Origin of the sequence: Nocardia sp. JMUB6875 (genome assembly GCF_041154655.1) — a bacterium.
Lineage (GTDB): Bacteria > Actinomycetota > Actinomycetes > Mycobacteriales > Mycobacteriaceae > Nocardia.
Genome location: NZ_BAAFGR010000036.1, coordinates 41,077 through 53,363, shown reverse-complemented (window position 1 = coordinate 53,363; position 12,287 = coordinate 41,077). Strand labels below are relative to the sequence as shown.

8 protein-coding genes and 1 pseudogene are annotated in these 12,287 nt (G+C 66.7%); all 9 read right to left on the bottom strand.

Going from position 1 to position 12,287, the window contains the following annotated elements:
* Window positions 1–169: 169 nt before the first annotated feature.
* On the bottom strand, window positions 170–1,213 hold the full coding sequence (locus ACAM49_RS11975; RefSeq protein ID WP_369635538.1) for an alpha/beta hydrolase: 1,044 nt from the start codon (window positions 1,211–1,213) through the stop codon (window positions 170–172).
* Window positions 1,214–1,359: 146 nt separating this feature from the next.
* Window positions 1,360–2,580: pseudogene (locus ACAM49_RS11970) on the bottom strand (alpha/beta hydrolase-fold protein); the annotation flags it as partial.
* 221 nt (window positions 2,581–2,801) lie between these two features.
* A complete protein-coding gene (locus ACAM49_RS11965; RefSeq protein ID WP_369635537.1) occupies window positions 2,802–3,842 on the bottom strand; it encodes an alpha/beta hydrolase in 1,041 nt (346 codons plus the stop codon).
* A gap of 361 nt (window positions 3,843–4,203) precedes the next feature.
* Entirely contained in the window at window positions 4,204–5,100 is an 897-nt protein-coding gene (locus ACAM49_RS11960) for an alpha/beta hydrolase (RefSeq protein ID WP_369635536.1), read from the bottom strand.
* Between the two features lie 276 nt (window positions 5,101–5,376).
* Window positions 5,377–6,369, bottom strand: a complete 993-nt coding sequence (locus ACAM49_RS11955; RefSeq protein WP_369635541.1) for an alpha/beta hydrolase — start codon at window positions 6,367–6,369, stop codon at window positions 5,377–5,379.
* A gap of 244 nt (window positions 6,370–6,613) precedes the next feature.
* Window positions 6,614–7,690: an alpha/beta hydrolase gene (locus tag ACAM49_RS11950; protein ID WP_369635535.1), complete on the bottom strand. Its 1,077-nt coding sequence runs from the start codon at window positions 7,688–7,690 to the stop codon at window positions 6,614–6,616.
* Window positions 7,691–8,034: 344 nt separating this feature from the next.
* Window positions 8,035–9,069: an alpha/beta hydrolase gene (locus ACAM49_RS11945; RefSeq protein ID WP_369635534.1), complete on the bottom strand. Its 1,035-nt coding sequence runs from the start codon at window positions 9,067–9,069 to the stop codon at window positions 8,035–8,037.
* Window positions 9,070–9,333: 264 nt separating this feature from the next.
* Window positions 9,334–11,292 (bottom strand): flagellar motor control protein ZomB, encoded by a 1,959-nt coding sequence (gene zomB, locus ACAM49_RS11940; RefSeq protein WP_369635540.1) that lies wholly within the window; start codon window positions 11,290–11,292, stop codon window positions 9,334–9,336.
* A 46-nt stretch (window positions 11,293–11,338) separates the two neighbouring features.
* Window positions 11,339–12,286 carry a decaprenyl-phosphate phosphoribosyltransferase gene (locus ACAM49_RS11935; protein WP_369635533.1) on the bottom strand — a complete coding sequence of 316 codons (948 nt, stop codon included), beginning with the start codon at window positions 12,284–12,286 and terminating at the stop codon, window positions 11,339–11,341.
* Window position 12,287: the final 1 nt, after the last annotated feature.

Sequence of the window (12,287 nt, the reverse complement as noted above, 5' to 3'; positions counted from 1 at the left end):
CATGCCATCCAGCGCATGCGCCCCCGATTGATCACACGGACAACTCCAGCCACACAAGTGTTGTACCTCCGGAAGGGCGTGACTCCCGGTAGGACACACGGAAACCGGACGTTCTACAGCAACCGCCCAGTTTCCGGAGCGCTCTCGGCGCGTCCGTTAAAACACGCCGTCAGGAGACCCCCAGCGCGGCCAGGATGTCGGGCCGGGCACCCGCCAGCTGGTCCTGCCAGTAACCCCAGGAATGGGTGCCTCGCGTCGGCAGGCTGTAGTGCGCGCCGATGCCGAGCTGGTTCATGCGCGCCATGAAGGCGATGGTGTTGACCATCGACAGGGCTTCCAGCGCAACGGCATTGACGGTGTTGAAAAGCCCGACGGGCCCCTCCGGATTGTCGTGCGGGCCCGGCACGCCCCAGGAGGCGGAGATGTAGAGCGGCAAGTTGCGCAGCTGGGGCGCGAAGACGAACGGGTCCATGCGCAGCCAGGCCGGGCTCCAGGGCCAGGCCATGGAGTCGACATTGAAGCGGCCCGCGTCGAGCATGGCGATGCGGATCGCCTCGCGCATGCCCGGCGCGGAGATGTTCAGATAGCCTGAGAACGAGGAGGCGTGCTTGAACTGGTCGCGATGGAAGGCCGCCAGGGCCAGCGCCGCCGAGCCGCCCATGGACAGTCCGGCCACCGCGTTATTGGTGCGGGAGACGCCGAAACCCTCCAGGAACGACGGCAGTTCATCGGTCAGGAAGGTCTCCCACCGGTAGGTGAACTTCTGGCCGTTGGTGCTCGAGGGCGCGCGCCAGTCGGTGTAGAAGCTGGACTGCCCGCCGACCGGCATCACCAGGGTGATGTTGTCGTCGGCGAACTGCTGCAGCGCGTTGGTCTCGAAGGTCCAGGCATTGAAGTCGTCGCGGGCGCGCAGGCCGTCGAGCAGATAGAGCGCGGCATCGCCGCCGTGCTTGGCCCACTGCACCTGGACCTTCACCGGCCCCATGCTCGAGGGCACCATCAGCTCCTCGAACCCGCCCTCGGGCGTGCGGTGCAGCGGGTGCGTGGGCATGGCGAGCGCGGGCCCGGCCAGGGCGGGCAGCGCCAGCACGGCCGCGGCCACCGCCAAGGCCCGCCGCCAGCCCCGGGCACCGGTGAGCAGCCGGGCGCGAGCGCGCTTGTTCTTCCGAATCGAACCGCCTTGCGGGCATGACGAAGCGCCCTGTACTGCCATAGAGATCGATCTCCTGAACCGCAGGGGGGAAGCACACCAACGTGACGGGAGTCACGGACAACGGTGCACTCTACCGTCGGCTCGGAGGTAACCGGCGGGTATCCGGTTCAGCTGGCGTGTATCTCGGCCTTTCCGTCGTGGAAGACGATGGTGCCGTGCTGGAATGCCTGCTGCACTCCGCCCTGTATGGGCGTTTCGTCGGACGTGGGAAAGCCGAGTGCGCCAGCGGGTCCCGCCGCACCCTCGTACGCACCGCCGATCATGCCGCCCACCGGATGCGCGCCGGTGGCCGCCGACCACACCACCCGTCCGCCCCGGAAGTCCTGTGCCACACCGCCGGCCAGTTTGTACTCCCCGGTCAGGCAGTCGCCCAGCCACGACTTCCCCAGTGCCACAGGCAGAATCGCGCCCGCGGCGGCGCAGTCCGGTTTGGCCGCCTCCACGCCCAGCGCGGACGCCGCCTGCGGCCAGGCCTGCCGCATCTCGAAATCCCAGTACGGCCAGGAGTGCGTGCCCGACGGCCGATAGGTCACCTGCACCGGAATGCTCAGCTTGTTCAGCTTGGCCACGAACTGCTGAGAGGAGAAGCGGGACAACACTTCCAGTGCCATACCCGTCCAGTTGGTGCTCACGCCCGGAATGCCGGAGGGCAGGTCGTAGACGCCCGCCAGGCCGCTGCCCGCGGACACATACAGGCTGAGGCCCTTCAGTTTTTCGGCCAGGGCGTAGGGATCGTGCGCCTCCCATTCGGCGTCGGTGGCCGGGCCGAACATGGCATCGGAGTTGTAGCCGCCCGCATCGCGCATGGCGTACGCGATCGCCTGCGGCATACCGAGAGTCGTGAGGGTGAGCATGCCGGAGAAAGAGGCGGCGTAGCGCGCGAAGCCGGGATTGCGGGCCGCCAGCATCATGGCCGCGGTGCCGCCCATGGAGAGCCCGGTCAGGCCGCGCACATTGGTGGTGCGCCAATCGCGGTCGAGCAGCGGCGGTAATTCCCTGGTGAGGAACGTTTCCCACTTGTAGGTCTTGCCGTTGTCGGGGCGCTTCCAGTCGGTGTAGAAGCTGGCCGCGCCGCCCACCGGCAGCACCACGGTGACGTTCTTGTCGGCGTAGAACGATTCCGCCCCGGCCTCTTTCGTCCATCCGCTCTGATCGTCGGTGGCGCGCAGGCCGTCGAGCATGTACAGCGCCGGGAATTTCGCGTCCGGCTTGGCATTCCAGTCCCGGGCCAGCAGCAGTTGCACCTGGATCTGCGTGCCCATCGAGGGCGAGTCCACCCACAGGGCCACGCGTCTATCGCTGAGCCATACCGCATTTCGGATTTCCGGTTTAGTCGGTTTGGCCGGTTCGCCGGTTGGCGGCGCCACCCCCGGTTCCGCATACGCCGTCCCCACCGTCAGCAAGGCCGTCGTGGCTACCGCGAGCGCGACCAGCCCTCTGCGGCCGCCTCTCCCCCATTTACCAATCGCCACAGCTGTCACAAGAGTTTTCTACCCCGTTGCGGCGAATCTTGGGGAGGCATAAAAGAACCGGCCACCCCTCGGGGTGACCGGTTCATTCCCTTCCGCTATCGCGGTGCGGGTTGGTATTACGCGAGACCCAGGGCCGACAGCATCTGCGGACGCGCCTTGATCAGCTCGTCGTGCCAGTAGCCCCACTTGTGGGTACCGGTCGGGGTGAAGTCGAACTGGGCCGGGATGTTGAGCTGACCCAGACGAGCCTGGAACGCACGGGTGTTCACCACCGCGAGGGCTTCGAGGGCCATCGCGTTACCGGTGTTGAACACGTCGGCGAAGGAGCCGACACCGTCGCGCGGGCCCGGGATGCCGTTACCCGAGGAGATGTACATCGGCAGGTTCTTCAGCTGCGGCGCGAACACGAACGGGTCCATGCGCAGCCAGGCCGGGCTCCACGGCGCGGCCATCGAGTCCACGTTGTAGCGACCGGCGTCCAGCATGGCCAGGCGGATGGCCTCGCGCATGCCCGGCGCCGACAGGTTCAGGTAGCCCGAGAACGAGGTGGCCTGCTTGAACATGTCGCGGTGGTAGGCGGCCGTCATGAGCGCGGCCGAACCACCCATGGACAGACCCGCGATGGCCACGTTGGTGCGCGAAACACCATAGCCCGCAAGGAAGTCCGGGAGTTCCTTGGTCAGGAAGGTCTCCCACTTGTAGGTGAACTTCTGGCCGTTGGTGTTCGACGGCGACGCCCAGTCCGCGTAGAAGCTGGACTGACCGCCGACCGGCATGATCACGTTGATGTCGTCGTTGGCGAAGATGCCCGGGGCATCGCCCTCGTCCGCGTTCGCCCACGCATTGCGGTCGTCGCGGGCGCGCATGCCGTCGAGCATGTAGACCGCGGAGCTACCGCCGTTGCGGGCCCACTGCACCTGAACCTTGATCGGGCCCATGCTGGAGGGCACCATCAGTTCCTCGAAGCTGCCCGGAATGCCGCGATGCATCGGACCGAAGGCCGGAGCGGCCGTGGCGATGGACGGGGCGGCCAGGGAAGCGGTCGGGACAGCGAGCGCCGCCGCGGTGACGGTGGCGGCGAGGAACCGTGAGCGCCAACCACTCTGCGCACGGCGTCGCGACGATACTCCCGGCACGGCGGACCTGCCGAAACGCATGGATACTGCTCCTTCTCTACCGCAGCACTGCGCCACTGCGGTGTCTTAAGTTGTCAATCACGCACGCGCGCACGACGAAGCCATACGCGGACAAACGCGATCAGCACTCGCAGCGAATCCCGACACTCCCCTGCGAGCGAAGCGCTACCACCGGTTGGTCACACTTGCGCTCGCTGGAGGGTATTCGACGCTCCGAGCGGTTGGCAAGGTCATGCTTAATGATTAGGGGATTCCCACCATCGCATACGACCGTAATGGTGCGGTGACCATATCGCGAATCGCTCGTGATGTCGCGGCAAAGCGGAAATCGCTTACGCCACACGCCGCTTGGCGGATTCGGTCGATCGGGTGATGGATTCGCTCAACCGAGGTTGGCGCTCAGATCCGGCAGCATCTTGTAGACCTGGTCGGCCCAGTACGGCCAGTTGTGCACACCGTCGGCGGTGAACTGGAAGACCGCATTGTTCACGCCCAGCGAGTCCAGCCGCACCTGGAACGAGCGGGTATTCGCGAGTGCTATGGCTTCCAGCCCCATCGCATTGCCCACGTTGTAGGCGTCGAGGGGGCTGCGCACCACATCCCGCTGACCGGGCAGGCCGTTTCCGCTCGAGATCCACAGCCGGGTGCCGTTGTCGCGCAACCGCGGCGCGAAAACGAAAGGATCGTTGCGCAGCCACAATTCGCTCCAGGGCGGACCCCACATGGCGTCGATGTTGTAGCCGCCCGCGTCCAGCAGCGCGGCGCGCAGGCCCTCGCGCATACCGGGCGCGGAAATGTTCAAATACCCGGAATATGATCCGGCATAACGGAACTGGTCCGGATGATAGGCCGCCAGCACCAGCGCGGCGCTGCCGCCCATGGACAGGCCGAACACGCCGTTCCCGCGCGGGTTGAAACCCAGCCGGGCCGCCAGCGCATTGCGCAGATCCCGGGTCAGGAAGGTCTCCCAGGCATAGGGGACGGTCTGCCCATTGGTGTTGCTCGGGGCCACCCAGTCCGAATAGAAGCTGGACTGACCGCCGACCGGCATCACCACATTGATGTTCCAGGCGGTCAGCACCCGCTCGATATCGGTGTCGATCTCCCAGCCGGAAAGGTCGTTGCGGGCGCGCAATCCGTCCAGGGCGTAGACAACCCGCTGGGTATTGCCGTCCTGGGCGCGGAAGATGCGCGACTTGATCGGGCCCATGGAGGAATCGACCCAGAAGTCGTAGCCGCCCGGATCGAATGCCGCGTGCGAGGGGGCCGCCCCCACCATCCCGGACAGTGAAACGGCAACTGCCGCCGCGAATCCCACCAGGGACCGCCGCCATGCGCCATGGAGCACCCGAACAGACCGCATCGACTCGCCTTTCAGAGCGTGGTCACCGTTGACCACTGCCGATATGCAGAAGCTGCTGACGCTGAATCTTCTATAGGCCCCTATTCGGAGCCAACGGCTATCGAAACACGTCAAGCGACCAAACCGTGATGAGAAACGATGGTGGCCGTCGCCCTTTTCGGGCGGCGGCCACCAGGTATTTCACTTTTGACGTCAGCCGATATTCGCCGACATGTCCGGAATCATGCGGTAGGCGTCGTTCGCCCAGTTGGTCCAGGCGTGCAGGCCGGTGGCCGGGAAGTCGTAGACGACGTTCTGCGCGCCCAAGGTGAGCATGCGGACCTGGAAGGCGCGAGTGTTGGCCAGCGCCAGGGCTTCCAGCGGGGCGCCGCGGATCAGGCGGTCGGCGGCCATGCCGAGGGGGATGTTCAGGTCCTCGGGCATGGGGGCGCCGCTACCGGCGGAGATCCACAAGCGGGTGTTGTTGGCGATCAGGGTGGGTGCGAAGACGAACGGGTCCATGCGCAGCCACTGCGGTCCCCACGGCGGCGCCATGCAGTCCACGTTGTAGCCGCCCGCGTCGAGCATGGCGCCTCGAATCGCCTCGCGCATACCGGGAGCCGAGATGTTCAGGTAGCCGGAGTAGGAACCCGCGTAGCTGAAGAAGTCGGGGTGGTAGGCGGCCAGCGTCAGCGCGGCACTGCCGCCCATCGACAGACCGAAGACGCCGTTGCGATTCGGATTGAAGCCCAGGCGGTTCTGCAGTTCCCAGCGCAGATGGTTGGTGAGGAAGTCCTCCCACGCGTAGCGGTAACTCTTGCCCGGACCGGCGCCCAGCGCCTCGGTCGCGCCCGATCCGGTGTTGTAGGCCGCGGAACCGGCGCCGGGCGGGATACCGAACCACGAGCTCGGCGCATCCCAGTCGGCGTAGAAGCTGGACTGGCCGCCGATCGGCATGACCACATTGATGTTCCAGTCGGCCAGCACCTGGGGCACATTGGTGTTGATCTCCCAGCCGCTCAGGTCCTCCTGCGCGCGCATGCCGTCCAGCACGTAGGCCACCCGCTGGGTGTTGCCGTCGCGGGCGCGCAGGATGCGGGTCTTGATCGGCCCCATGAAGGGCGAATCGGCCCAGAAGTCGAAGATGGCCGGATCGAAGGCCGCGGCGGCCGGTGGCGCTTCGATCACCGCCGCCCCGAACGGCATCAGCAGGGCGGCAGCACCGACGCCCAGCACCTTTCGAATGAAGCCTCGCACCCGCATCGACCCAGCCCTTCTCGTTTTGAGCAGAACACTGATCACGCAGAACTCATCTTCGCTACGAGATGAGTATCGGATGACCAGCTGGGCGTGTCCGGTGTGGTCGGCGCGGCGAGTCGCAAAACGATCTTCGTCGGGAGAACGAAAGAAGGCCCCCGCATCGACATGCGGGGGCCTTCGAAATCGGGTCTTATCCGATGTTGGCGGACAGGTCCGGGATCATGCGATAGACCTCGGCGTTCCAGTTGTTCCAGTTGTGGACACCGGTGGCCGGGAAGTCGTAGGTGACGTTGCCGGCGCCCAGCGACAGCATGCGGGCCTGGAAGGCGCGGGTGTTCACCAGCGCGAGGGCTTCCAGCGGCACGCCCTGGATGACCGGCATGATGCCGGTGACGTCACCCGCGCCCGGGACGCCGCTCGCGGCGGAGATCCACAGGCGGGTGTTGTTGTCCTTCAGGCGCGGCGCGAACACGAACGGGTCCATGTGCAGCCACTGCGGGCCCCACGGCGGCGCCATGGAGTCGACGTTGTAGCCGCCGGCGTCGATCATGGCCAGGCGGATGGCCTCACGCATGCCGGGCGCGGAGATGTTCAGGTAGCCGGAGTACGAGCCCGCGAAACTGAACTGGTCCGGGTGGTAGGCGGCCAGGGTCAGCGCGCCGGAACCACCCATAGACAGACCGAAGATGCCGTTGCGGGTGCGGCTGAAGCCGAGGCGGCTCTGCAGCGCGCTGGGCAGGTCCTGGGACAGGAAGGTCTCCCAGGTGTAGCGGTAGCTCTTGCCGGGGCCGCCGCCCAGGATCTGGAAGGCGCCCGAGCCCGAGGAGGAACCCGACGAGGACAGCGAGGAGGAGCCCGAGGAACCGGCGCCGCCACCGACGCCGAGGACGCTGCTGGGCGCGTTCCAGTCGGCGTAGAAGCTGGACTGGCCGCCGATCGGCATGACGACATTGATGTTCGCGGCGGTCAGCGCGTGGGCGATATCGGTATTGATCTCCCAGCCGCTCAGGTCCTGCCCCGCGCGCATGCCGTCGAGGGCGTAGACGACGCGGGAGGTGTTGCCGTCGGCCGCGCGGAAGACGCGCGACTTGACCGGCCCCATGGACGCCGAGTCGACCCAGAAGTCGAATCCGGAGGGGTCGAGCGCCGCGTTCGCCGTGCCGACGCCCACCGCCGACACCCCGAACGGCAGTGCAACCGCCAGCGCCAATCCGACCACGGATTTCTTGAGCCAACCGCGGGATCTCTGACGTCTATCGCCTCGCATTTATGTGTCCGGCCTTTCCTGTCGTTTCGTCTCACCGTGTGCTCGTGACCACGGCAGAGGTCTCGGCGACCCTATCGCGCGAGTGGTAACGGGGCGTTATCGGAACGTGACAAAAGTGACGAGCGCCACGGTTTGCCCGGAATGTGGCGCAAACCCGCGCCTGGCAGTGACTCGAGAGTTGCCAGAGGGCCGAATTCCGCTGCCCCGGACTCATATCCATCGGCTATCACTCCAGACCATTCGAACCGCAGTGCAACCGCACGCGAAAACCGGTGCGCGCCTTCAGCATCCCCCATCTCCGGAGATGAATGCTCAAGGCGCGCAGAGGAAATCATCGATACTGTTCAGCCGATATTGGCGGACAGGTCCGGGAGCATGCGGCCCAGTTCGCCCTCCCAGTTCTTCCAGTTGTGGACGCCGATGGCCGGATAGTCGGTGACGATATTGCCGCCGCCGAGCGCGGCCCAGCGCGCCTGGAAGGCCTTGGTGCCGGCCAGCGACACCACCTCGATGCCCATGGCCTGCACCATCGTCGCGGTGATATCGGCGGCCGATCCGGGCAGGCCGCTACCCGCCGAGATGAACAGGTGGGTGCCGTTGGCCTTCAGCTTGGGCGCGAACTGGAAGGGATCCAGGTGCTGCCACTTGAGGTCCTTGGACCCCGCCAGCGCGTCCACGTTGTAGCCGCCCGCGTCGAGCATGGCCACCCGGATGGCGTCGCGCATGCCGGGCAGCGACAGGTCCAGCGCGCCGGACATCGAACCGGCGTAGGAGAACTGGTTCGGATGGAAGGCCGCCAGCATGAGCGCGGAACCGCCGCTCATGGACAGGCCGAAGATGCCGTTGCGGGTCGAGCTGAAGCCCAGGCGGTCCCGCAGGGCATTGGGGAGGTCCTGGCTCAGGAAGGTCTCCCACTTGTAGGTGTAGGACTTGCCGGGACCGCCGGAAAGCACCTGCGTGACACCGGATCCGGACTGCTGGGAGGCCGTGCCGGCGGGGAGGCCGAGGAAGGTGCTGGGCGAATTCCAGTCGGCGTACCAGCTGGACTGTCCGCCGATCGGCATGACCACATTGATATTGGCGGCGGTCAGCGCGTGCGCGACATCGGTGTTGATCTCCCACCCGTTGAGGTCGTCGCGGGCACGCTCGCCGTCCAGTGCGTAGACCACGCGGTTCGTATTGCCGTCCGCCGCACGGAAGACGCGGTTCTTGATCGGCCCCATCGAGGAGTCGACGTAGAAGTCCAGGCCGTCCGGGCTGAACGCGGCCTGCGCCGGGGCCGTGCCCAGCACGGACACCCCCAGCGGCACCGTGGTCGCCAATGCCAAGGCCAGCACCGACTTCCGCAGCCAGCTCCGTGCCCCACCCTTAACCGTCACGCCCCGCATAATCGGCCTTCCGTCCGTGCGCCCCGGGCCCCCTGTCAACCCGCCCGGGTTCGTATTGCGACAACCGTTGCCACACAGCGGATTTCCTGGCGGCGTCGGGAGTACTCGCGGAGCTTATCGCGAAACCCACGCCGGGGTGTTACCAAATCGAGACAGCATCGCATATCTCGTGGCACGAACGTGACGTTTCGGTCGAACCCCCTCGCGCACAAGAGAAAACCCCGCATCCGGTATGGATGCGGGGCTTTGTTCTCGCTACTTCGGCGGCGCGGGTGCCGGAGGCGGCGGCTGGGTCGGATCGACCAACTGGCACCGCTGGATCTCGTACTTCGGCACGCGGTCGATGCGGTACTTGGCGAAGTCGAGCGACTGCACCAGGTTGTGCCGCCAGCGATCGAAGGTCAGCGGGGCCCGCGAGGAGGCCAGCAGCGCCTGGGTCTCGGGGCAGGACAGCGCCGTTCGCGCCTGGGTCACCCACTTCTCGTCCAGGAACGACGGCATCCACGGATGCTTGTCCACCATGCCGGTGTCGACGACGACCCAGTCCGGGTAGAGGGACTTGTCGTGGCCGATCCGGCCATCGGTCAACCGATCGGTATGTGCGGCAAGCGGATACGCCAGCCCCATCTGATCGATGACCCGCACGTCCAAGGGAACGTTCATGCTGGTCATGCCCAAGTTCAGGAAGAACACCACGTGTTCGGGCTTCTCGTCCGAACCGGGCGGGATCGCCGGCGCCGGGTCGATGTACCAGTTCATGAACGACGGCGAGACGATCAGCAGCGCACCGTCGGTGGAGTTGGCGATATCGCGGACCATGGCGCGCATCCACGGGTAGTCCAGGTAGTCCGAGGCCAGGATCGGATGATCGTGACCGGTCCGGAGCACGTAGTAGATGCGCTCGTCCACAATGCCGTTGGAGCGGATGGTGGTGCCGGTCTTGATCGCGGTGGTGTCGGCCGCGAACAGCGCCCAGCCCACCGTGCCCGCGAATGCCGCGAGCACGAACGCGAAGGCCCAACTCAGGCGGCGGGTTCCGGACTCGCCGGCGCGCGGCAGTCGGATCGGCAGCACGGCCACCGGCAGGATCAGCAGGAACAGCTGCGGCAGCAGCATGCGGCCGTGCATGAAGTCGCCGCCGACGCGCAGCTCGTAGATGACGAGCAGCACACCGCTGCCGACCATCAGGGTCACGATCGCGGCCGGGGTGCGCAGCCACACACTGAAGCGGTGAATCCGCCCGCGCCAGTTGCGGTCCGGAGTCTCGGTGGCGTCCCCGTGGCTGTCGGCCGGATCGGCGCCGCGGCCCTGCCGCACCAGCACGATCGCGGCGGCGGCCAGCAGCAGCAAGGGCAGCCAGAGCCAGTACGGGCCGACCAGATCCCACAGGTAGGTGAAACCGTGTGACCATTTGGCCCCGCCCGCGTCCTTGGCCACCGCGGTGTTCGGGTAGGGCAGGCCGTAGTAGCCCATCCGCCAGATCTGGTAGCCGACCGGCACCAGCCCGGCCACCGCCACCACGAGGGTCCGGAACAGCCAGGGCCGCAGCCGCGTCGCGGGGACGGGGGCGCAGAACAGCACGAGCAACGTCAGTCCGCCCAGGACGGACAGCTCCGGCCGGATCAGCGGCGCCAGCCCGGCCCAGAAGACCAGGCCGAAAAAGCTTGCGACGCGCACCTTCTCGGCCTGCGACCAGCGCATCAGCCACCACCACAGGACCGCCACCCAGAAGATGACCAGGCAGTTCTCCAGTCCGGAGGTGGCATAGTCGCGGGCCGGGGGCAGCGCGATGTAGACCACGGCGCCCGCGGGCACCAGCAGCGCGGAAGACGTTCCGCCCCACAGCCGTGCCGCGCCCAGCATGGCGAACACGATGGCCAGCACCGACATGGTCAGCGCGATGCCGAGCACGACGTACTCCAGCCGGGCCTGGGTCAGCCAGCTGAAGAACCAGACCACATAGGTCCAGGCGGCGCTGGTATTGGTTTCGACCCGTTCGCCGGAGTTGAAAACCGGGCCGTTGCCGGCCATCAGGTTTCGGACCGTGCGCAGCACGATCAGGCCGTCGTCGGCGATCCAGCGGCGCTGCCACGCACCGGCCGCGAACAGCGTCGCGGTCAGCACGATCCCACCGATGAACGTGGCGCGGGATAGTCGCGAGAAACCGCGCGCGGTGTCGTCCACCGCGCGCCGACGACCGCGACCGACCGGCAATTGTGCCGTCGGCGCGCCCTCTTCTCGCTCTTCTCCCTCTACCACGTCAGGTGAGATAGACAGCGACACCTACCGCTCCGATCAAGGCGATTGCGAGGAACTGGAGGACCCGGTCCCCCAGGGCGATCTCTTCGGGTTCACCCGCTTCGCCGCGGTCGACGTCCACCGCGTATCGCATGATGGCGATGACAAAGGGGATCATCGAGATGGCGAACCAGATGGTGTCCTTGGCGCGATCCTGCTCGAACGCCCACAGACCGTAGAACACGACCACCGCGGTGGCGGACAGGGTCCAGACGAAACGCAGGTAGGTCGGCGTGTAGTACTCCAGCGACTTGCGGATCTTGGCGCCGGTGTCGAGCGCGATCTTCAACTCGGCGTAGCGCTTTCCGGTCGCCATGAACAGCGAGCCGAAGGCCATGATCAGCAGGAACCACTGGGACAGGCGGATATCCGAGGCGACACCGCCGGCGACCGCGCGCAGCAGGAAGCCCGAGGACACGATGCAGATGTCGAGCACGGCCTGGTGCTTGAGGCCGAAGCAGTAGGCCAGCTGGATGCCGATGTAGACCGCCATCACGACGGCCAGATGCCAGTTCGCGGTGAAGGACAGCAGGATCGATCCGGCCAGCAGCACCACCGAGAGCCCGTAGGCGAGGTTCACCGGCACCACGCCGGCCGCGATGGGCCGGTAGCGCTTGGTCGGGTGGGCCCGGTCGGCCTCGACATCTAGCGCGTCGTTGACCAGGTAGATGCCCGAGGCGGCCATGCAGAACACGAGGAAGGCGATGGCCACGTGCCCGAGGACCGACCAGTCGGTGATCACCAGATCGCCGGCCGCGGTCTTGCCGGCGGCCAGCGGCGCGGCCAGCACCAGCACGTTCTTGACCCACTGGCGCGGGCGCATGGCCTTGATCAGGCCGCCGCCCAACGTCTTCGGCGGTCCCTTGATGACCGCCTCTGCTAGATCTGTGCTGGTGGGCTCTTCGCTCATG

Coding starts and splice junctions, on each gene's coding strand:
- ACAM49_RS11965 (WP_369635537.1), bottom strand. CDS start 3,842: ATGCGTTTCGGCAGGTCCGCCGTGCCGGGAGTATCGTCGCGACGCCGT.
- ACAM49_RS11955 (WP_369635541.1), bottom strand. CDS start 6,369: ATGCCGTTCGGGGCGGCGGTGATCGAAGCGCCACCGGCCGCCGCGGCC.
- ACAM49_RS11935 (WP_369635533.1), bottom strand. CDS start 12,286: ATGAGCGAAGAGCCCACCAGCACAGATCTAGCAGAGGCGGTCATCAAG.
- ACAM49_RS11960 (WP_369635536.1), bottom strand. CDS start 5,100: ATGGTGGGGGCGGCCCCCTCGCACGCGGCATTCGATCCGGGCGGCTAC.
- ACAM49_RS11975 (WP_369635538.1), bottom strand. CDS start 1,213: ATGGCAGTACAGGGCGCTTCGTCATGCCCGCAAGGCGGTTCGATTCGG.
- ACAM49_RS11950 (WP_369635535.1), bottom strand. CDS start 7,690: ATGCGAGGCGATAGACGTCAGAGATCCCGCGGTTGGCTCAAGAAATCC.